A 22,206-nucleotide genomic window follows, 5' to 3' on the forward strand; every position below is an offset into this window, starting at 1 on the left:
GTTTCACCTTTGGCCGAAGGCCATAATCACTCTCAGCGCATTGCACTCAACCTCGCCCCCTGCGCACTGCATCCAACCGATTGTTAATTTGGTCTACCGCCGCTTGGTTCTCGCGACTGGAGTACCACTTAACCGCTTCCTCGTGCATCTTTACGAAGTACTTGCTAAGCTCGTTGCCACGACGGGGAGGGATAGCCAATAGGTACTTGGGCCAGAAGGTGTCAATGAACTCCGGCCCCCCTTCGATGGGCTCCGCAATTTCGCGCATGCGGGCGAGCATCAGCGGTGCGTAACGGCCATCTTGGGCGACCGCTGCCGTGGTGGCGGCAAGGCTTTTAGCGGCTTCGATCGGCTCTTCGATTTCTAGAAACAAGTCCGCTTGCTTCAACCGCGCTAGCGACGCCAAGTCAGGCCGATCAGCTGCCACGTAGACGCCGGTGAGTTGATCGTACGCTTTGAGTCGTTTCTTTGGGTCTTTTTCGTAAGCGATGAAGTCGTCGAACACTTCCCACGTGAAGTCTGGCACGTTGCGGAACGTGTTGAACAGGACGCTCAACTGTTTTCGCATGAGCTTCGTGTTCTTGTCGTCGATCTTGCCATCGACACTCAGCTTCGCCATGTCGCGCCAGGCCTGCGTATTGCCGGGGCACAGCTGCGTGACTTTGCTGAGGAATAGTAGTTGATCACGCGGGGAGAGCTCCAGACTGTGCGAAAGCTCTGGGAAGGCTCGCATGACCAAATCAGCCTGCCGTTTGGCCGTAGCGTTGAGGCCGGCGGTTTGGAGTTGGCGTTCCATTTCGCGGTCGGTGATTTGCTCGCCCGTGTGCGGGTCGTTCAACTGGCCGACGTAGTACTTGTCGCCTCGGTAACGGCCAGACGATTTCAACGCGAACGAAATCCGATCAGCCGTCGGAGGAGCGGTGAGCTCTACCCAGCAGAGCCACGCGTGATAGTCGTTGAAAACGTTCTCGCCGCGGACATACGCCGCCGGAATGCCAAGGCTCTTGCCGACGCGACTAGCGAAGTCCGCTTGGTGGGCACACACGCCGCCGAACTGGCGGATGCTAGGCAAGTCGTAACTATGCCCATTGAGCTTCGCCACTTCTGAGCCGCTCTTGAGCATCGTCTGATCGTAAGGCACATCCTGATAGCTCTTGCCAAAGTTACCGGTACGGTGGGCGTAGTTTTCCACGGCCCAGGTGCGTTCTTTCATGGGTGTGGGGTGATTAACCGCGTAGACGAGAAACTCCCACGGCAAGAACCGCCCGCCGCTGGAGCCGACCAAGTGTTGGAAATTCTCTAGCGGCCCGACCAGTCCCGTGGGCATCTCTGCTTTCGCACGTTTCTGATGATGTGCATAAGTGTAAACGGCTCCGCGCGGCTTGTCCCATACGAGTGCCACGGCAATTGCTAGGTCGGCGTGCTCGGCAACTTGCTCGGTGGACTTCGTGCAAAGCTGATCGAACAGATCGAGTACTCTTGCTACGTCGTCATGCTGCCCGTCGATAGCGGTGAAGAGATTCTCAGCCGTCTCGGTGTGTTCCGCCAGCCACGTTTGAGTCGTGGTGCTGAGTTGCTCTTGGAGAAGCTCAGCATTCGTTTGGCGAAAACGTTCCGCGGAAATGGCGCGCACCTCTTTGTAGCTGCGCGAGGTGAAGAGCTTGCGTTTTTTGTAAAGCTCTTGCAGTTGCTCGCTGCCATATTGCGGTTTGACATCGGTAGAAAAGTCGCTGCCGAGGCCCGGTTTCACTTTGGACTCTTTGTTCTCCGCTTTTGCAGCTTCATGTTCTGCTGGCTTTTTCCTGAAGGATTCACCAGTGACTTCTGTTGAAAAGCCAGTGCCCAGGCCGACTTCTTCCTCAGCAAACGAATTGTGCGAGCTGAAAATCAGCATCGCCAGAATGGCGCAGGTCGATGCACCTTGCAGGAAACTAGGCATGACGGGCCAAGGTGGAATGAAAGGAGAGGCCAAGTAAGCTAAGGTCTCATTCTATTCGCTTTGCCAGATGGCGTCACGCGATTGTCGCGATTCAATCCAATAGCCACCAATAGCCGCGGGCTAACAGCCCGCCGGGGAATTGCTCTGAAGGACAGGCTACTATTGCGCACCGGCGGGCTGTTAACCCGCGGCTAGATTCGATAGTTTTTCGATCGTATTTCGCTGCGGCACTTGGGCTGCGAGTGCTACAGCAGCGTCTGCGAGCGACACGGTGAGAATTTGCTTGTGTCGGGCTTTCTTGGCGAACAATATTTGATGATCCAAGCCGAACGTGCGGCTCATGGTTGGGTAACAGTTCGAATTGAATCGCCCTTCCGGAACGATTTCGATGACTCGCGTTCCGGGCTTGGCAAACTGCAAGTTAGCGAGACCCGCGCCATGCGTGGCCACGATGGTGTCTGCTTCGCTGATGAGTCGACACTGCTCGGCTAGGTCGTAATTCTCAAAGCAATGCGTTTCAAATCCGCGCTCATTCAAGAACACATCGAACTCTGTTTCGTTGGCCAATCGTCGCGTGGCTGCTTGGCGCCGACTGATAAATAGACGTCGGCACGGTGCCGAACTGGCCGGCTCGCATGCCAATAGTTTGTCGGCGAGCATGCGCCCCAGATGTCGTTGGCACTCAGGCGACGGCTTCGAAGGAACGAGCAGCTGGTCTGCCTCGAGAGTGAGCCCGCAATGCGGTTGGATGAGTTGGGACTCGGCTATGCCAAGCTCTCCGAGGACTCTTCGCTGGAAACTCGATTGGCAATCCACGAGGTAGTAGTCCGCCATGAAGCCCGCCCGATGAAGCGTGGCGTAGCGAGGTAGAATATCAACCATCCAGTGATAGAAATTGTGGCTGCTGACAGTGTTGAGCGTTGCCACGCGACCCGAAACGTGCTGAATCCTTGGTAGGGAGCGTCGTAACGTAAGGTCCCCTTCTCTGCGGAATCTGTGATTGCGCAAGGCACGACGACTGAGCGTGAACTTCGAGCCGCCTGCCAGTGAAAAATTGAAGCCGGTTTCTTGAATTGCCTCGCCGGTGGAAGTCATGGCAATGCAATGGCGTCCAACGGAGCGTCCGTTTTGTAGTCTCGCAACCCAGGCCGCCGGTGCGATCTGCGCCTTCAAACTGTGGTGTTGCAGCAGGCCCTCGGTTAGCGAGGGGTAATCGAATTGCGGCAAGCCTTCCGCTTCGCCCACTTGGGTGAGAGTGACTTGCTCGGGCGTAGTGGCGGCAAGTTCCTCAACGCGGCTTTGACGCGTCGCAGGTACCGTGCCTCGGAGGAAAAGGCGATGGAGATCGCGTGGCAACAGGTACTTGCCGACATTCCAGAGTGGTGTCTGCGAGAGTGGATAAGGGGGCGATTCCATGCGTGACACTAATACTTATTGCATCGCGGGAGGAGGTTACTGCTAAGCCGCAAGCGGCTGCTTACTTGGCGGCGGTTTCTTCATCCGCAGTGCCAACGAGCTCGATGGAGTCCACGATCAGACGATCGGCATCAGCAAACTTGTCGAGTTGTGCTCGTTCGACGGTCGAGACGACCGAGACACGTTGCACGTCGTCATCAGCGACCAAATAGTAACGCCACTGCACCTCGATGTCTTTCATCGTGCCGTTGGCGAAGACGGCCAGACAGTTGTGGCCGGTTGAGCTGGTCCACTCATTGGCTGCTTCAATTTCGTTGATATTCTCTCCTAGCGACTGCTTCACTTCTTGTTTGAACTGCTCCAGCTTGGTGGCCCGTCCGGCGGAGCGAGGCGGCAAGGTAGTAACATTACAGTGGGCGATCTTCGTGCCGCCTTCCAACAATCGCAATGAAACCAAGTCGCGACGACCTGCGGTTACGTACCAATTGCCGGCATGGGCGAAGCGATAGCCACGCTGGGGCGAGTCGAACAGCATGCGACCCTGCGGTTCGATTTCCAGCGCACTCGCTGTGGCAAGCAAGTCTTTGGTGAAGGAGGCGTCGCTGTTGGTAGGGCGAACAGTGATGCTGAGCTTGGCGGTGGAGTCTAGACCTGGAGTCGCATCGCCGATCTTACGTTTTTCTTTCACAACGAGATTTATCTTGGTGATGCGCTTCTCGCGAAGATGAAACAAATAGGCTCCTTTGATCTCCATCTCGAGCGCCGCACCATCAACTCCACCGTGCAAGCTGCCGGCCATACGGATTTGCACTTGGTCGTTCTTCTCTCCCACGACGACACTGCTCACTTCGCAAATGCCGGCGTTGTCTAGACCGAGGATGGCCGCCATGTCCTTGCCATCGGTATTCCAAGTGTCGCCCTCCTCTACTTCGCGATTGGGTAACAGACGATTGAGCACCAACGTGTTGCCAACAACGTCCAACAGGTCGCACTGCTCTCGCGTAAGTAAGCCCTCGCAGCTTTGCATGCGGGTACGCCCATCGCGTAGTTCGCAGACCACTTCGTTGAGCTTTTTGGGGAGTTTCACCTCGATAGTGGCCTCGTCCGTTTTCTCTGTGCCTTGGGCTTGTTCATAGAGACGAAGCGAGCGTGCTCGCGGGCCGTCTTTGAGCATCTTCTCCTGGTAGCTGAATTGACCTTGCATGCTCAACGGCAACACTCGCTTGGTATCGGTCGGACCTTCTTCGGTAGCGCCAGGTACGATGAGATCGCCCCCCAATTGCAGATCGATTGTCACCTGGCTCGGCTCGCCAAGCAGATTGCTTGCCTGAAGCAGGAACTTTTCGGCAGAGGCCTGCTGGGCGGTTACCGAGAGAAGGAAAGCGAACATTGCTGTGCGCCGGGCTGTCATGGGAAGTAGGGCTGTCATGGGAATAAGCATCGCTTAAGGAAGAATACGTGAGACTTTGGTGGCGCTCTGGTGTTTACTTGACGTTACTTCGCTGCTCGCTGTGCGGTTTGCTGCTAGGCGGACGCGGCACCGTTTAGGAGTTGATAAATAGCGCATTTTGGAGGGACAGTCCAGGTGAGTTTCCACCGCTGTAAGCTCAATGGGTCGTTCATCCCAAGGTGCCCCAACCATGCGTAGATTACCCAAACTTCCGTACCGCAGACCATGTCCATCGGAATTCCAAAAATAGTCTAACTCTTTACCTTATCATGACTTAGGACGATTATCGTGGTCATTGGACAGTTCCCTGTGACATGTGCTAGCAAACTTCTCTCGACCCATTCGAGCAAGTGTGCGTACAACGTGTAGGACCTCATGAGCGAGCTAGCACTCCAGCTACTCCGGTCAAGGCTCCCAATAGAGAAGCAAACGACTGAATCTACGACAGCTTCAGACCCCGGAGAATTGAAATTACCGCTAGTCTCGCAACCCAGGTAGAAGCCACCTCGCCACGACGGCAAGACTAATTCCCCCCGCTGCGAACAACGTCTAGCACCCAAAAGGAACAGAAGAACAGAGGCACTCCCCATGCATAATGAATACAAAATCCCGGTACTCGAAGACCTACGCGACAGCGACACCGACGCTCCGCTTCGCGAACGGTTGCTCTCGCGCATCGACTCGGCTGAACGCCTGATCGCGGGTATCGATGCTGACAAAACCTATAAGAGTACCAAAATACTCACCGCACTCGCTGGCGACGATATGCCATTGGTGCGACCTCGCCAATTCGATGGCGGCGATCTATTGCACGATCTGCGTTTGTACGTCGAAGACCTCTCTGATGCTGCCGAGTTGCAAGCCGATTCCATGGGCGAGCAGGTCTTTACAGTCGAAGAATTGGCCAACCAGTTCAACGTCTCGACCAAAACCATTTCGCGCTGGCGAGCCTTGGGGCTCGTAAGTCGTCGACTCGTGTTCGACGGTCGCAAGCGTGTGGGCTTCCTGCGCAGTAGCGTCGATCGTTTTGTGAAGAACAACGCGGAGCGAGTGGAGCGCGGCTCGAAGTTCAGCCAATTGACCGACAGCCAACGTCATGAATTTGTCGCTCGGGCGAAAGAGCTCGCCAACAATGGTAGTGGCCAAGCAGAAATCGCTCGACTGCTGGCAGAACGTTCGGGCCGTAGTGTGGAAACCATTCGCACGGCTTTGCGTCAGCACGATATCGACCATCCCGAAGTTGCGATCTTCCCCGCTGGTGGCGGACCGCTGACCGAGAAGCAGCGCCAGAACATCTATCAAGCGTATCGTCGCGGCACGAATGTCGATCGGCTATGCTCCGACTACGATCGCACGAAGACGACCGTCTATCGTGTAATCAACGAAATCCGAGCCGAACGGATCATGGAACTACCGCTGGATCACATGGAGAACCCTCGCTTCAAACGCAAAGGTGCGGACAAGGCTTGCCTGGGCGAAATGCCCGAGCCAGAAACGGTCACACGCCGTCCGAAGCGACCCACCGGATTGCCTCCTTACTTAGCAGCGTTGTACGAGATGACCTTGCTCACCCGCGAGCAGGAGCAGCACATCTTTCGTAAGTACAACTATTTGAAGTACAAGGCATACAAGCTCCGTGCACAACTAGAACCAGACAATCCGAAGACGGCATTGATGGACGAGATCGAAGACCTCTACGAGCAGGTCCTGAAGTTCAAGAACCAGATCATCCGCGCTAATCTGCGGCTGGTGGTTTCGATCGCCAAGCGGCACGTGAAGCCCGATCAGGATTTCTTCGCACTGGTTTCGGACGGCAACGTGTCCCTGTTGCGAGCCATCGAGAAATTCGACTACGCCCGTGGCAACAAGTTCAGCACGTACGCCAGCTGGGCGATTATGAAGAACTTCGCCCGCACGATTCCTGGCGAGTACCGCCAGCGCGACCGTTTCCGCACCAGCCACGACGAACTGTTCGCGGCCACTCAAGAAGAACGGGGCAACCCGACGGTCGAATTGAGTGCTCAAGAAGATCGTGTGTCGAAGATCAATCGCATCCTCAGCAAACTCGATGAACGCGAACAGGCGATCATCGTCGGACGCTTCGGTCTGGACCACAGCACTGAGCCGAAAACGCTCAAGCAAGTGGGCGCGGACCTAGGCGTAACGAAAGAACGCATCCGCCAGATCGAAGCGCGAGCCCTCAACAAGCTGCGTCAAGCGGCGGCAGATGAGAAGATCGCGCTTGATATTTGAGGCAAAGTTTTTGAAGCAACGCTGGACAACTGAACCCCTCCCTCCCGCCGTGGCCGAAAAGTTTGGCTGCGGCGGGTTTTTCTTGTTGGTCGACGTGATTCTCCAATTGACGAATGTTAATCGCGGGTGCAGTTAAGCCGCAAGCGGCAGAGGAATCCGGTTTGCAGTCTCGTTCGGATCATCATTGGCAGATGGTTTGGGAATCGCTCGAAGGTACTCTACAATTGTGATATCCATGCCACTCAGCCCTCACTGGATAGCTATCATGAGCGTCGACGTGTCGATGGGTGAGCCGCTTCGCTGTCGAACGGCACCCATTGTAGTACGGACAAGTTCCTAGAATACTCCGGGCGTCGCGTGTTCTCGGCTTTCCTCTAGCGTCCTATCCAACCAAGTGGCACGGACATGTGGACTGAAGCAACCTGGCCAATGCATTGAAAGATAGATGCGTAATCAATTCACACACCGATGGGTACTCGCGCTACTCATCACACCCAGCGCGTGCTTGATTTTCGCGAGCGGCCTTGGCCTGATTAGCTGGGAAGCGACTTTAATCCTGGTGACGATATTCCTTGGTACAGCCTTGTATTGGATGCTACCTCATGTGTTATGAGCTCGAAGCGACCAGGTAGCCTGTGATGCGACTCCCAACCATCCGCGCCATTATCGACCGTCGCGTGCTCGTCAACTTTCGCGTGCAACCTGATCGGCTGGCCGCTTTATTGCCGCCACCTTTCGAGCCGCAGCTGGTCGGTGGGCATGGCATTGCAGGCATCTGTTTGATCCGGCTCAAGCACGTTCGCCCGCAAGGGTTGCCTGCTTGGGTGGGAGTGAGTTCGGAGAACGCCGCCCACCGGATTGCTGTGCAATGGGAGGATGATGGCCAAGTGCGCACTGGCGTCTACATCCCTAGGCGAGATACCGACTCGCGGATCAATGCATGGTTGGGCGGACGGGCCTTCCCGGGGCAGCACCACTTTTCGCATTTTGAAGTGAACGAGCAGTTCGACGCCGACCTGGGCGACAAGAAGCCGAAAGATAGGGTAAATGTTGCCATGCACAGTGCAGACAACTCCGCCAGCGTGCTTGTTGAGGGCACAGCGACCGACAAATTGCCCGACGATTCGCTCTTTGATTCGGTCGAACACGTTTCGCAGTTCTTCGAAGCCGGCTCGCTCGGGTATTCACCGGCGATCAAGTCGGGTGAGTACGACGGTCTCGAGCTTCGCACTTTCAACTGGCACGTGCAGCCGCTGGCGGTCACGCGCGTGGAGTCTTCGCTGTTCGACGACCGGGCACAATTCCCCCCCGGCACCGCAACGTTCGATAATGCGCTGCTGATGCGCGGCATCGATCATCAGTGGCATAGTCGTGAATCGATTTGCTGTGAGGCAATCAGCAAGTAGGGTCCGCTGTGCGGACCCTTGAGTTGTTTTTGGTGTTGGATGTAGGGTACTGCCGAGTGGAGCGAGGCATACCGAACCTTCGTTCATGGTATGCCTCGCTCCACTCGGCAGTACCCTACCCTCATATTTTGGTCCGCACAGCGAACCCTACTTCCCTATTTGCAATTTTGCTCAAGGGCGGCTGCGCCTGAAACCGACTATCACGCAACAAGTGACAAGCAGCAACGTACTGGCCGGTTCGGGCACGTCCACGGGCACTTCGGGTGCGGGACTGCTGGAGAACGAAACATTGTCCAAGAGCATGCTTGGTACGAAATCGCCCCCTGGAAAAACTTCGGGGCGGATGGCTAGTTCGCGGAGACTTCCTGCGAATGACTCAATATTGCCCGCGTAGGTTTCTGATTCTGCGAGGTAATCAAGTGGTCCTACACGCACCATTGGCACGTCGATTCCGTCAAGACGAAGACTAAAGTGGTCACCCACCGGTCCGCCATAACAATAGTCGCCGGGATAATCACAGCTAACTTCTATCTGAACTGATCGCGCCCAAGCAGGAATATTACCTGTTTGATAGGCAACGGGAATGGATGGCGAGAAGAAGTCACCGAACAGCAACAATGAATGATACCCTGAGAGTGCCGATCTATGTCTGCCGTTGACAGTCATCACTATGTGCGTGCCATTGCCAATATGCCCATCAATAAAACTCGCATAGCGGATGTCAGGGACAACTATGCTGTGGTCGGGAAGTTCTTCCCTGATGGACCAGCCGGGAAGTACAATTCTTGCATCGAATTGATCCTGTTCAAACCCATACTTGTTTGGGTTGAAATAGCCGTACTCAAAGTCCAGATAGAATGGTGAATCCGGATTGAAGAAATGAGGGTTGAGTTCAGCGCCGGGATACCACGGTTCTGGGGTTCCAAAGCTCAGTTCTGTTGCTTCAAAACCGAGGTTTTCAAATGCTGCTACTTGAGTTGTGGTAGTCGCTACGAGGCTGAGCAGTAGAAGGAAGCAGGCTGATTTTGCTAGACCGCAAATACCATTTTCAAAAAGCATCGCAAAACCGTAGAAGAGGTCACTGGATTCAGAGTAGCTCTTGCTGAGCTCTTCACGCCCGAGAATAACACGAATCAGACCTGCAAGCAATCTTTAAGCTACCTGTCGAGGCGTAGCTCGACGGCTACCTGTCCTTCATTCTCTCCGCAATCCGTACACAGGTTGCAGGGTCCGCTGTGCAGACCATTGAGTTGTTTTTGGTGTTGGATGTAGGGTACTGCCGAGTGGAGCGAGGCCTACCGAACCTTCGTTCATGGTATGCCTCGCTCCACTCGGCAGTACCCTACCCTCATATTTTGGTCCGCACCGTGGACCCTACTTTGCCGGCCTATCTCACAACTTGCTTGCCGTTCCCCCAACCCATCTGATAAACTCGCAACCGTGGGGGGCTGACCCCAATGAGCACAGCCCCGGGATGGATTCACTCTATCAATACGTCGTCTTCCCGCCGGGCAAGCAGCCCAGTGTGGAAGAAGTTTCTGCATTGCGTCGCTGGGCGACTGCGGCGAAGCAGCGCTATGCGATTGGCGTGAATGCGGACGATGGCGGCTTGGTGTTCGCGTTTGAAACGCAGCCGTTCAGTTCCGCTTTGTCAAGCAGTGGCCCTGTGGCATCACTCATCGGGCGCTGGCAAATGCGTGGCTGCGAAGTGCGTGAGAAGCTCTCGTTTATCAAGCAGCCGACGGCGCTTCAACCAATGCCTGGCGGTGTATTGCATGATGTGGTTGAGCGTCGCGACGCCCCTGCTCACAAACTCATCAAGAGCAAGCAGCTAGCCGCTCAAGAAGCCCTTGGGCAAGCCGGCTTGCGTGTGCATGGAGTGCTTGATCGCAACGAGTGGCTGCAACGCGTGGCGCAGGGCGTACCTTATGCATTGATTGCACTGGGAACGCTACTGATGATCGCAGCCGGCGTTCACTTGGCAAGCCGCTTGCAGGATTCGCCCGGCGAACGACGCCAGCAAACCATCGAGCGCGTTGCTGAAGATGCTTTGAGCGAGGAACTCTCTAGACAATCGCGAGAGGCATCAGCACCGGACATGCGGCACCAGGAGAATTAGTGCGATGCCGAGTGACGGCGACTAATACGCTTCTTAACGGAGTAACCGGCGTTACCGAGAGCTCGACGACCTCCGAGAACCAAGGTCACAAGGCCAAGTAACGCATAGCTGCTTGGCTCGGGGATGGCGGAGATTGAGATATTGTCTACGCCAATCGCCCCTCCGCTTGTACTATCGATGACAATGCGACCGATGAAAGGGCCTGAGTCGATGCCAATGCCGAAGAACTGTGTCCCTAGCGAGTCAGCAGTCGTGGGGTAGGCAGAGCCGATTGCATTGCCCAGCGTATCGAAGGCATAAACATTGGCCGACCCGACAACGCTGTTGTTCTTTATAGGGTTGAATCCAACGGCGGAAATGTTGCTGGAGTTGAAGATTATCTCGATAGCAGCCGAACCTGCATTGGGCAACACGACATCGCTCGCATAGGGGGTTGTTCCAAAGCCACCAACAGGGAAAGAGGCTAATACATCACCCACGAGTGGAGTCGTATCACCGATGCTGATATCACCTATGGTGACCGCCTGGATGGTCAACGGCTGAATGAGTCCCGCGGGAAACATTCCGTTTTCGACTGCTTGAGTCAATGGGTTGGAGAGAGGAGAAAAGTCGTTTGGGGCGGTATTAGATGACCCGTTGGAGGGGAGAGTAGACTGCTCGAAGTCTTCCACTCCAATGAGAACCCGACCAGCCGCATAGGCATCGTAGGACGTTTTGTCATTAAAGGTAGAAATCACCGCGTGGGCATTTGCAGCGCAGACGAGTGTGATTGCCAGTGAGGCTAGAATAGTGGAGCGCATCGGTATCGTGTCTCTCGAGTTAGTCGGATTGTCACGGAGTCCAAATCAAAGACTGTTGTCCAACGATATGGAATACCAAGTTCGACGGGAGTGTGCCCTACAGGATAATCACTGCGAGGCGAAATCGACAAGCGCAATACGGCAAACAGCTCGCCATTTGTGCTAATTATTGCGGGGAAAGCTCTGAACCTGTGGTAATCCCTAGGCTTCGTTGCGTGAGTCACGAAGTGACTGCCCGCTGTTTCCTCCTACTGGACAGAGAGTCTGTGCGCGCTTGCGGCGCTGGCAGCAGGTACTCATACTGCCAAGGGCGTGAGTCACAGGCCAGATTTTGCAGGGTGCTGATTTACTAGCAAGCAGGGACTTCCAGGGTTATCAAGTTATGTCACGACACTTCGTACGCATTGCGGCGTGCTCGCCCCTCCTTCTCCTTCTCTTTTGCCCACTCCCTGCGCACGCCGAGGTGCGTACCTACGATAACGGTGGCGTCGACAACGAGTGGTTCAACGCCGCTAACTGGTCACCCGCCGGTTTGCCTGCCTCAGACGACGAGCTGACCGTCGACTCGGGAACTCCTAGTACGACGACGCTCGTCGAAGTGAACGACTTGGGTGCAGTCTTGGTCACGGGCAGTGGTGTGAGCGCTACCTTCAATGAATTAAGGGTGGGAGCCCAAGGCGAGGCTTCTCTTACGATCGATGAGGGGGCCATCGCCAACGCGGGGATTGTGCGCATGGGTCAAGCCGCTGAATCGCTCGGCTTTGTGACGGTCGATGGACCGGGGAGTCAACTCGCCACGACGGCCGGCGTGTCCGTTGGGTTTGGCAACGAGGCCATCGGCTTTCTTGGAGTGAGCAATCAGGCGGTTGTCTCGAGCCCCAGCTTTTTCAGCGTAGGGGGTGTCGCCGGTTCCAGCGGAGACGTGTTCGCAGAGGAAGGCACGATTACTTCAAGCGGTTTCGTAGATGTTGGATCGCGGGGAATCGGATTCATGGAGCTCACCTTCGGCTCCTCGCTCACTTCGACCAACACGCTTCGCATTGGGGACTTCTCAACGGGCGAGGGTACCGTGCTGGTCAACGATTCTACGATTGATGTCAAGTCTCTGACCGTCGGCGCACGCGGTTACGGTGTCCTAGAAATCAGCAATGGATCGGTCGTCACCGGTACCGGCACCAGTGGGGGCGATGTGCTCCGCATGGGCGACGTGTTGGGCAGCTTGGGGGAAGTCTACGTCGAGGGCGCGGGCACTCTGCTGGACCTTGCCACTCAAGGCGCGCAAATCGGCAATCGTGGCGCAGGGGAACTCGAAGTCCTCGACGGTGCCGAATTCCGCTCAAAATCAGGATCTCTTGGTACCTTCGGCAGCGGGAGTCAGGGCTATGCGATTGTCTTGGGATCCGGTTCGCAATGGAACATGACCAGCACTCTGGAAGTGGGTCGCGAAGGGAGTGGCCAGTTGGAAATTATCGACGGTGGGATTGTTACATTCAGTTCCGGTCAAGTCGGCTCCCAAGCCACCGGCAAAGGAGTCGTTTTCATCAGCGGACCGGGTTCGGAACTGGTGCAGACGGATCCCAACGGTATCCTCGCAATTGGCAATTCCGGCATGGGACGAGTGGAGCTTTCCAACGGCGGGAAGCTTACGACTGTGTCGACCCTACTCGAGGACAACGGCACCCTCGCCGGTAGCGGCATCCACGTAGGTGATTTGCAATCCCGCGGCCGCGTCGAGCCAGGCCTTTCGCCTGGCAAGTTGACCGTCGAGGGCGAATACACGCAACTCTCTCCTGCAACGCTTGCTATCGAACTAGCGGGAACTGTTGCCGAGAGTGAATACGACATTCTCGAAATCACAGCCTCTGCAGCGCTCGATGGGGACTTGGAACTTACGCTGATCGACAGCTTCCTCCCCACAGCGAGCGACGTATTTACGATCCTCAGTGCTGGATCAATTTCCGGCAGCTTTTCTAATGGAGCGAACGGCGGAAGCATCACCACAGCCGATGGTGCGGGGCAGTTTACGATTCATTACGGTGGCGGCAGCCTGTTCAATCCCAACGAAGTCGTGCTCACGGACTTCGCACTCTTCGATGTTGATCTGGACAATGACAACGATGTCGATGGGGCGGATTTTCTCGCGCTGCAACGCGACGATCCGGCGCTGATTCCCGCTTGGCAGGCACAGTACGGGAGCGGCAGTTCGTCAGTCTCCTCTAACAACGTGCCGGAACCGAGCACCGGGTGCCTGTTAGTTGCAGCACTGCTATCGATCGCCGGGTGGCGCCGCGCTAGCTAACATAGGTGCTAGGTCTGGCTGTGCTAGGTCTGGCTGCTAAGCCGCAAGCGGCGGCGAACATCCCCAGAAGCATGATCGAACTGGGCTCGGGAATTGCCCTGGTGCTGATAGTCGAACTGCTACTGCCGGCTTGTTGTTGCCACGTGAGGAAGTCGAATCCATCGCTGTTGCCATCGTCGTTGGCGTCGGCGGAGTCATCCACCCCATAGGCTGCTTGCCACACCCCGAGGTCGGCAGCGTCCACCCTTCCGTCGAGATCGAAATCGGCGGCCAAAGCGGTGAGGACGCTCAGCACTACGTTGTTCGCGCCGTAGTCGAGGCCCCAGAGTAAACCTGTATCGAGTGTCGGCAAGGAAAGTGAATCGAATGTGCCGCTCACGCCTTCGGCTGCCAGCAACAGAGGGAAGGAATCGCCGGAGCTCGGTGAGAAGCCGCCGGCGAGCGTCACATCGAGGTCGCCGGCCAGTTCAGCGGATCCGCTCACGTGAACTTGCGCGGGTCCCGTATCGGCATCGCCAACCTGCAACGCAGCGCTGCTGCCACTGCTGAAGGTGAGATCGGCTAGGAAGAGTCCATTCGCGCCTGCGAGCAGTTCCAACGAGCCGGAACCGACCTCGACCGAGTCGTAGAAGGTTCCCACCGCGTCGCTAGCCACAACAATCGTACCGCTGGACGTGTTGGTGATTTCGCCATGAATGTGATTGGTACCTGACGCAACAGCGATAACTCCGCCGTTAGCGAGCGGCTCTGAAAATCTCACGCGCCCGGACTCGAGCGTAACCCGACCTGGGGCAGACTGGCTACCCGTGGTGAGATTGTCGAACCCTGCAAGGAAGACTGCTTCGCCTCCGCGCACTCGTACCGAACCTTGATTGCTTACGTCATCGGTGAACCGCAACAGTTGGCCGGTGCCGACATCGATCAATGCATCTGCAGAGCTGGTAATAGTACCGCGCACAAGACCCGAGCCCCCCAAGGTTCCGTTTAATGTCACGTTGGCGCCGGCGAAGGTACCGCCGTCGAGTTCGAGACTGCCGCTGGCTCCAATCGTGGTCACTGCTCCAAGGCGATCGACATCGACAAGGCCCAGGTTACTTATCGTTACGGAACCGACACCGTCGAGTCCGATGGTTAGATTGTCTTGGATCTGCCAGATCGATCCAGCGCCATCGACCAGCACACTGCCTGTAGCGCTCGCGTTGCGTCCCACGACCGCCGTGGCTGTGGTATCTGAATTGAGCACCATCGCACCGTCGAGTACTTCCATGTGCCCGATGCCGTCGTCTCCCACGGTGTGCGTATCGGGGACTACCACCAAAGACAATTGGCCGGTGACGGTCATCGTGCCGACACCGGAGGTATCGACGCCGATCGAGAGATCCGCGAGTGAGTTGGAAAGCACCAATGAGCCGCCACCGGTGACCGTGAGATTGCCAACGCCCAAGCGCCCAATTTGCACGGTCGGTACGCTGGACGATCCTGACTCTTCGAGGGTCAACCTCGCTTGCAAGCCTGGCGTAAGACTTCCGGCGATAAGCAAATCGCCGCGATAGGTTTCCTCGTCGCCGAGAATCAACGCGTCGTATTCAATTTGCGAGCCCCCGTCGATTTGCACATAGCCACGAAAGTCGGTGTCGTCGTCGCCGTCGAGGCCAATGGTAAGCGTCGACTCGACGTTGCCGTCGCCCGGAGGATCGGGGTTGACTGAGCCGAAGAAGGTCACCGCGGCTAGCGCTTGGGCGGTGCATAGAATGACAGCGGCGAATATGATGCACTGCAGACGATGTAGTGTACTTGGCATGGGAAACCCTCTCGGCGAGATGTGGTATCAACTGAGAATGCTTGAGCGTCGCAGGACGCGTTGAAACGGCTAGTATAATCGAGCCCCCTCGCCGGCGCTCAAATCTACAGGGATTGCTTCACACTTTTGCACTGCCATCGTGTTTTCGCGAGCAAAAGTCTGCTCGCTCTTGTCGATGGCAATCACGTTAACCCTTGTAGCCATAGAACTTACGCGAAGTGAGCCGTTCAACGCCCGACGACTAATGCTTTGCAATATTGCCATATTGCAAAAACGATGTGCGACAATCGGTTTCCATTCTTCTACATGGAAAATCCAGTACGCAAAACTTGCTTCGAGCGCAGGGACCGAACCCGCGGCTAAACCATTTTACCGAAACGCTTTGTTGCGTTCTGCCAGGAAATTTGACCGGTTCCAACCTAGCAATCTCGGCCTCAGTGCAGCTTTAGCCCATTTGCCATCCTGTATTTGGCTCCGCAGCGGGACCAAATCGTGGAGCGTCACGCGAAGCGAACTTCGCTCGTCGACGACGGCCCGCCGTTTGAGAGCGTTGCCGGCGTGAGTGTTGAAAGCGACCTGAACGACGCCACCTTCGGCCACGCCAAGGACGCCACTTTCTAACGGGCCGAAGTGGCGTTTCCGAGGGGAATTGTGTGCCGCGATCCGGCATTTCTAGCGTTCTTAGCTGCTATTTCGCAGATTCTGCCTGTGCTGGCTGATTCCTGCGGTTAGAGCCGAAAAAATTACCTGTCCGGTTTTACGGTCTTTTCTTGATTAGTCCTAAAGCAGCGCCCGCCGCCTCGTTTTGTGGCTGGCTCCTTGTTTTCCCACCCTAGTCGCCTCAGCTTACCTGGCGACGAAAATGGAGATTGAGCAATGTTTAAAAGACTCGTTATTGGCGGACTAGTAGCCAGTGTGATGGCTCTCCCCGCCTTCGCCCAAATAAGTTGGGACGATGCCGGCGGCTCGGCCAGCAAGCTGTGGTCGGACTTCGGCAACTGGAGCCCGGACGGGAGTCCGCAGAATGACGACGTGAGCATCGGTAACCTTCTTGGTGCCTTTGGTGACCGAACGCTGTTTGATGGCGGCTATCAGATCAATTCGCTTACGATCACCAACGGTGCAGACGTTGTGAATAGTACCGACGAAGGAGCGACTAACGACTTCGAGCTGATCGTCAACGGTCCTACGACCGTCAGTGGTGCGGGCAGTTCGATCGTCATCTACGGTGGCGATCCAGACGGACTAGATACCAATACACTTGATATCAACAGTGGTGCGTCTGTGATTCTTGACTCATCGACTGCGCAAGGGACAGCGGTCGTTGAAGTCGACTCTGGCGCACTGTTCATTGCTGATGGCGGAACTCTACGAGGCACCGGACGAATCGATCTTGAAGGTGCCGGCGGAGTAGCAACCGACGTGCTCATCAACAACGGCACCATTACCGCTGGCAACGGCGGGTTCGTACTGTTTGCTCCACCCGCTGGAACGCTACAGATTCAAGGAGCGGGAGCGGACGCCACGAATGCTCGCTTCGACTGGGATGGCACCGCACCGATTACGGCTGTGATCAACGTCAACGGCAATCAAACCCTCGATGTCGATGTCGATACGGACGGCGACGCTTGGAGTGGTACGATGAATCTATCGACCGGTTCTACGCTTGATATGGAGCACACCTGGTCGATGGACAGCGGAACAATCAACGTCAATACCGCCGCCTTCGGAGCGATCATCATCGGCCAGGACCCCAATCCAGGGCCTGCTGCAACGATTGCCGGCGCCAGTTGGTCGATGTCCGGTGGCACGATCACCTTGGCAGATTCGTGGGACTCGCTGCAACTCGACTCTGAGCTAACCGCCACAGGCGGCACGATTAACAACGCGGGAACGATGATCTTCAACGCCAATGCCGACATTGGTAGTGGCGTCGACTTCAACATGAGTGGCAACGAATCGTCACTGGTTGTCAACGCGGTTGTCAATATCGACACGCCAGACTTCGAACTCGATGGAGTGGGAGCCCTAGGAACGACAACGGTCAACTTGGGTGGCGTTCTCGATCTCGATCTCGGTGTCGGTGCTGATGAAAATTTCGAGCACGATATCTTCCTCAATGGTGGCGAGCTTGATGTCACCACCACGGACAACAATTGGGAGCTGAACAGCATTGCCTCGATTACGGCAGATGCGGGGGAAACCTCTCGTATCAACGGCGAGACCTTTCAAGCCAATGGCGACATCACCGTCACCGGCAATTCAACTCTGATCGTTGGCGCTTCGACCGAGTACAGTAGCACGAGCGATGTCGTTGTTGATGCGGGAAGCATTCTTAATCACGGTCTTGCTACCTATTCTGGCGGAGACTACACGGGCGGTGGCGTGTTGAAAAAGGGTACCGCCACCATCCTGACCGATACCACCTGGGATGTTGCGACCGTTGATATCGATGATGGGACAACGACCGTCAACAATGGTGCTTCACTGGTTGTTAACGCCGACAGTATTGATGACGCAGGCGACGGCATCGACAGCAACATCACGGTCGAGGATACGGGGCAACTTACTCTGAACCTTAGCAGCGGAGCCGATGTGTCCTTTGAGGGAAGTAACCAGTTGATCTACAACGGCAACATTATTAGCAGCACCTTCTTGCCAGCACCAGCGAATGGTTCGGCTCTACGCTTTGCTGACACTTCCGTCCTTCAGATCAACGGCGACGGAACCTCGGATGCCAGAATCAAGCTCGACGGAGGATCGCTTAATATCAATGACGCCGGCGAAGACTTTCGTATGAATGGTGGCACTCAGATCGCTGGCAATACTAACGAGATTAGCGGTGGTACTATCCAAGGTCCCGGCGAGCTGCAAATCGGCTCTGGCAGGGCGCTTCGTGGAAACGGAGTGATCAACGCCCAAGTTGACGGCGACGCAACTGCTCAGCTCATTGCTACTGATGGCCAATTGAACGTCAACGGTGGCATCCAGGACATTGGCACCCTTGGCACCTTCGGGCCAGCGGCCATTCTGGACGTCAGCACCCCGTGGAATACCAACGTCACCGATGCGGTTGTGCTTAACCAGGGTAGAATCCAGGGTAGCCAGATTACCAACGACGGCCCCAACGGCATCGCAGGCAATGGCTTGGTGACGGCACCTGTGGATAACAACTCAATCATTCAGGCCAATGGCGCCTTGGTGGTTCAGAACGTTACCAATGACTGGGATGGTAGTGCCAACACGGGAACCCTGCGTTCCAACAACGGTCACCTTGAATTGAGAAGCGTCGGCTCGTTCCTGTTCAACGGTACGGTCGAAGCCAATAGCGGCACTGTCGAGGCTCGTAATTTTGAACTGGAATTCGATCCGGCTTCCCAGCTGACTCTCAGCAAAGGTACCTACAGCTCTAATGTTGCCACGGATTTTGGTGGCAATATCGATGTGCTCGCGGGTGCCACTTCGGTCATCCAGATGGCCGGAACGAGTAGCACTTTCGAAGGCACCAGCACGACGACGCTTGGCGATACGCTTCGACTGGAAGACGGTTCGACGTTTGTCGAAGTCGGTGCCAGCTTCGCCGGCGGTGGGGCCCTGCAAGTCGCTGGCAGCCACACGCTTACGCTCGCAGACGGTGCGAGTGTCAACGTATTGGTTGAGAACCAAGGTCGATTGGCCTTGGGAGCTTCCCCTGGTCAAGCGACGGTCCTCGACTACCAACAGGATTCGATTGGATTGTTGGAGATTGAGCTCCAAGGCACCGCCTTGAACGATTTCGATCGTTTGAGCGCTAGTGGATTGATGCAACTGGATGGCGATCTCGAACTGTCACTCATCGGTGGGTTCAATCCCGTACTGAACGATACGTTCACCATCTTGTCTGCTGCCGCAGGCGTGAATGGCGTATTCAGTGCTTTGGATTTCTCAGCGGCAAGTCTCGATCCAGGACTGATGTGGGATGTCATTTACAACCCAACGAATGTCCAGCTTGCCGTTGCCGCACTGCCGGCATTCACCGCCGACTTCGATAACGATGGCGACGTGGATGGTGATGACCTCATTCAGTGGCAAGGCGACTACGGCTTGAACGGCGACAGCGACGCCGACAGCGATGGTCAATCTGCTGGAATCGACTTCCTGACTTGGCAACAGCAAAACGGAAGTGGTGTGCCAGTGTTCGCAGCGTTGAGTGTCTCAGGCGTTCCTGAGCCTTCGACCCTGCTGCTTGCTGGCTTGGCGTTAAGCTGTGGAGTGATCACACGACGCAAACGGTGAAGAGTGTTAGCTGACTTAGTCAGACGATGATATCGACCGCTTCGACTTCGACATCCTCACGCTGCAACTTGACAACCCGGGTGAACACCCACGTGGCAGTCAAGTGTAAGCGTGAGGATTGTCGTTGTTGGGTTGCGAAGTGGCCAGTTCGCCGGGTTGCAAGCATGGAAATCGAGGAAGTCCGCACGGCGTTTCGCTCGCCCTGGCAAAATGCCTAAGTCGAGCGGCTGATTGGCTCGGTGAGGCGGGAATGTCTCGATCATGTGATCGTGCTCAGCGAAGCGCATCTCAAGCGAATGTTGGCTGAGTATTTTCGATGTTACAATCGACACTGACATGCTCCCGTTCAGGCCTCAAATCGGTTCCTGGAACCTTTTCTAGTTCTCGTGAGAAAAGAGCCAAATCTCCGCTATGATCGACATCAGGGCCCACGGCACGCAAATCTTGTCACCGATCGAGCAGGGAGATTACACTGAGTCCAAGCAGCACCTGCCATCGGTCTCTAAGGAACTGAGTAGACTCGCGACGGCAAGGCTTGAGTACGAGAAACCAAGCCGGAGCCTTCTGCCGAGCGCGGAGAAGTCTTATTTCCCAGGAGAGTGCTCAAGCATGAACTCGCAAAAGTATCTCGCAATTGTGAATCCGCACAGCGGAAAAAAGCGTGGTACCTCTGTACTGGAGCAGGTTCAGTCTGCACTCCTTCCGCGGGGAATAGAATTAGATATTCGCATGACGGAGCGAGAAAGCCATGCCCGACAGATCGCTCAAGAAACTTGTCTGGAAGGCTACGCGGGGATTTGTGCAATCGGGGGCGACGGCACGTTCCACGAGGTCGTAAGCGGAATCATGGAGCGAAAGCAGAAACTCTCGATTCCTGTGGGAATTATTCCCGGAGGGACTGGAAATGATGTCGCGCGACACCTTGGGATCAAAGGTGTTGAGGATGCGATCGGTCACATGCTTTCGGGAGAAGTGCAACCCTTCGATGTCGCAAAGGTGATTTCAGGCGATCAGGTTGACTACTGCACAACACTCGTCGGCTGGAATGTCGTCGCCGAAGTGAATCGGGTCGCGGAAAAACTACGGCGCCTCGGACCACCTCGTTACGCATTAGCAGGACTTACTCAAGTCCTGCTCTCCCAACGACGGAGCGCCAAAGTCATCTTCGACGATCACTCGATTGAGGACGATTTCCTACTCGTGACTGCTTGCAATACTTCCTTCGTAGGTTCCGGGATGCGTTTTGCTCCCAGGGCAAGAACCGATGATGGAATGCTCGATGTGGTTGTTGTCCGCGAAGCCAGCAGATGGCAGTTGCTCCGTTTGTTCAGAAAAATCTTTGATGGCTCGCATATTGAGGTAGATTGCGTCGAGTATTTTCAAACGCGTTCGCTTCAAATTCTCGCGGACGACGGTCAACCCTTGGATATTGATGGAGAGGTGAAAGGGTCGACTCCCTTTTCGGTCGAAGTGATCCCTGCAGCAATCTTTATCCATGTCGATAATCGTAGACCCACGAGCGTGTGAGCCTGTTGATGTGCGAGTCAAATAACGAGACGATAGCACAGAAGCTATTGTGTTGGACAGCGCTGGGTTCGTTAAAGACCACTACGGAGAAGAATGATGAGAATTAAAAGTATCAAAAAACCAGACGGCGATAAGAACGTCAAGACATTTATCCTCCTGGGCTTACTCATGCTGCTTACTTCGCGGGCGGAAGGGCAACCCGACGATCTCGCGAGGATGGCTCTTGGAGACCACTGGAGGAAGAAGGAGGTCATTAAGCTTGACTCCAAGCGGGGAAAGCAATTATTGAACAGCATCGATCGTTCGAAATTTGATGCGTTGAAGAAGTATTGGGAACCACAGTTGCCTGCGTACTGCGGCGTCTGCTCGGGCGTGATTGTCACCAACACGTTGAAGAATTCAAAAGCGTTGAACCAAAGCAATTTCTTCTCCCCGGCAGTTCGGGAAATTATACCACCAGAGACCGTCAGTCGAATTGGACTCACCTTGCGAGAGCTTCAAACAATACTGGCTATACTCAATCCTCAATTTATCGTGGAGAAGCATTACACCTTTAATTCTGGATTGGATCTATTCAAGGAACATCTCAAGAAAGACAAGAACAGCGACGGGTTGATGATCACCAATTTCTCGATCGAGTCTCTCTTGGGTACGGGCATGCGCGTCGGGCATTTTTCCATTGTTGCCGGCTATCATGAAGAAGAGAAAATGGTTTTGATACTCGAGGTTAGCGAAAAGAGAAACACGTCCTGGATCAAAAGTGAGGACATGTTTACCGCGATGTCGGCAGTGGATCCCGTTAGCAGAATTCCAAGAGGATGGATTAACGTGAAACCTCCTGCCGAGCCACCAGTCGAGTAGTGGTTGGTGCAAAATGGCACCCGGCCTCAGGTGTTCCTGGTGAAGACAATGCTGGCTGCC

At 55.5% G+C, this 22,206-nt stretch carries 16 protein-coding genes; 8 read left to right on the forward strand and 8 right to left on the reverse strand.

Annotation, left to right across the window (positions count from 1 at the left end):
* Positions 1-46 precede the first annotated feature (46 nt).
* From HG15A2_RS23315 to HG15A2_RS23325, 3 genes are all read right to left on the reverse strand, one after another.
* The gene (locus tag HG15A2_RS23315; RefSeq protein ID WP_145063767.1) at positions 47-1,939 is read right to left on the reverse strand and encodes a hypothetical protein; all 1,893 of its coding nucleotides are present in this window, start codon (positions 1,937-1,939) and stop codon (positions 47-49) included.
* Between the two features lie 180 nt (positions 1,940-2,119).
* Complete coding sequence (locus HG15A2_RS23320; protein WP_145063769.1) at positions 2,120-3,355, reverse strand: glycosyltransferase family 61 protein; 1,236 nt, start codon at positions 3,353-3,355, stop codon at positions 2,120-2,122.
* A 61-nt stretch (positions 3,356-3,416) separates the two neighbouring features.
* The gene (locus HG15A2_RS23325) at positions 3,417-4,784 is read right to left on the reverse strand and encodes a hypothetical protein (protein ID WP_145063771.1); all 1,368 of its coding nucleotides are present in this window, start codon (positions 4,782-4,784) and stop codon (positions 3,417-3,419) included.
* Positions 4,785-5,393: 609 nt separating this feature from the next.
* On the opposite strand from HG15A2_RS23325, the gene HG15A2_RS23330 reads away from it, so the two are divergent.
* Positions 5,394-7,058 carry a sigma-70 family RNA polymerase sigma factor gene (locus HG15A2_RS23330; protein WP_145063772.1) on the forward strand — a complete coding sequence of 555 codons (1,665 nt, stop codon included), beginning with the start codon at positions 5,394-5,396 and terminating at the stop codon, positions 7,056-7,058.
* A gap of 638 nt (positions 7,059-7,696) precedes the next feature.
* The gene (locus HG15A2_RS23335; RefSeq protein ID WP_145063773.1) at positions 7,697-8,464 is read left to right on the forward strand and encodes a DUF2071 domain-containing protein; all 768 of its coding nucleotides are present in this window, start codon (positions 7,697-7,699) and stop codon (positions 8,462-8,464) included.
* A gap of 171 nt (positions 8,465-8,635) precedes the next feature.
* Here HG15A2_RS23335 and HG15A2_RS23340 read toward each other — a convergent pair whose 3' ends face one another.
* Positions 8,636-9,613 carry a PEP-CTERM sorting domain-containing protein gene (locus HG15A2_RS23340; RefSeq protein ID WP_145063775.1) on the reverse strand — a complete coding sequence of 326 codons (978 nt, stop codon included), beginning with the start codon at positions 9,611-9,613 and terminating at the stop codon, positions 8,636-8,638.
* A gap of 325 nt (positions 9,614-9,938) precedes the next feature.
* Here HG15A2_RS23340 and HG15A2_RS23345 point away from each other — a divergent pair, with 325 nt between their 5' ends.
* Positions 9,939-10,583 carry a hypothetical protein gene (locus HG15A2_RS23345; RefSeq protein ID WP_145063776.1) on the forward strand — a complete coding sequence of 215 codons (645 nt, stop codon included), beginning with the start codon at positions 9,939-9,941 and terminating at the stop codon, positions 10,581-10,583.
* Here HG15A2_RS23345 and HG15A2_RS23350 read toward each other — a convergent pair.
* Positions 10,580-11,383: a PEP-CTERM sorting domain-containing protein gene (locus HG15A2_RS23350; RefSeq protein ID WP_145063777.1), complete on the reverse strand. Its 804-nt coding sequence runs from the start codon at positions 11,381-11,383 to the stop codon at positions 10,580-10,582. The genes HG15A2_RS23345 and HG15A2_RS23350 overlap by 4 nt on opposite strands.
* Positions 11,384-11,846: 463 nt before the next feature.
* On the opposite strand from HG15A2_RS23350, the gene HG15A2_RS23355 reads away from it, so the two are divergent.
* On the forward strand, positions 11,847-13,682 hold the full coding sequence (locus tag HG15A2_RS23355) for a hypothetical protein (protein WP_218932199.1): 1,836 nt from the start codon (positions 11,847-11,849) through the stop codon (positions 13,680-13,682).
* Here the strand turns inward: HG15A2_RS23355 and HG15A2_RS23360 are convergent.
* The gene (locus HG15A2_RS23360) at positions 13,675-15,483 is read right to left on the reverse strand and encodes a hypothetical protein (protein ID WP_145063779.1); all 1,809 of its coding nucleotides are present in this window, start codon (positions 15,481-15,483) and stop codon (positions 13,675-13,677) included. The genes HG15A2_RS23355 and HG15A2_RS23360 overlap by 8 nt on opposite strands.
* Before the next feature lie 69 nt (positions 15,484-15,552).
* The gene (locus tag HG15A2_RS24925; RefSeq protein WP_261342144.1) at positions 15,553-15,687 is read right to left on the reverse strand and encodes a hypothetical protein; all 135 of its coding nucleotides are present in this window, start codon (positions 15,685-15,687) and stop codon (positions 15,553-15,555) included.
* Between the two features lie 288 nt (positions 15,688-15,975).
* Here HG15A2_RS24925 and HG15A2_RS24930 point away from each other — a divergent pair, with 288 nt between their 5' ends.
* A complete protein-coding gene (locus tag HG15A2_RS24930; RefSeq protein ID WP_261342145.1) occupies positions 15,976-16,104 on the forward strand; it encodes a hypothetical protein in 129 nt (42 codons plus the stop codon).
* 255 nt (positions 16,105-16,359) lie between these two features.
* On the forward strand, positions 16,360-19,758 hold the full coding sequence (locus tag HG15A2_RS23365; protein WP_145063781.1) for a PEP-CTERM sorting domain-containing protein: 3,399 nt from the start codon (positions 16,360-16,362) through the stop codon (positions 19,756-19,758).
* Between the two features lie 56 nt (positions 19,759-19,814).
* Here the strand turns inward: HG15A2_RS23365 and HG15A2_RS23370 are convergent, their stop codons facing one another.
* The gene (locus HG15A2_RS23370) at positions 19,815-20,090 is read right to left on the reverse strand and encodes a hypothetical protein (RefSeq protein ID WP_145063782.1); all 276 of its coding nucleotides are present in this window, start codon (positions 20,088-20,090) and stop codon (positions 19,815-19,817) included.
* A 277-nt stretch (positions 20,091-20,367) separates the two neighbouring features.
* Between HG15A2_RS23370 and HG15A2_RS23375 the strand changes: the two genes are divergently transcribed.
* Both HG15A2_RS23375 and HG15A2_RS23380 read left to right on the forward strand, forming a co-directional pair.
* Positions 20,368-21,285 carry a diacylglycerol/lipid kinase family protein gene (locus HG15A2_RS23375; RefSeq protein WP_218932200.1) on the forward strand — a complete coding sequence of 306 codons (918 nt, stop codon included), beginning with the start codon at positions 20,368-20,370 and terminating at the stop codon, positions 21,283-21,285.
* Between the two features lie 96 nt (positions 21,286-21,381).
* Positions 21,382-22,146: a phytochelatin synthase family protein gene (locus tag HG15A2_RS23380; protein WP_218932201.1), complete on the forward strand. Its 765-nt coding sequence runs from the start codon at positions 21,382-21,384 to the stop codon at positions 22,144-22,146.
* The last annotated feature ends 60 nt before the right edge of the window (positions 22,147-22,206 follow it).

The organism is Adhaeretor mobilis (assembly GCF_007741515.1).
Classification (GTDB): Bacteria; Planctomycetota; Planctomycetia; order Pirellulales; family Lacipirellulaceae; genus Adhaeretor; species Adhaeretor mobilis.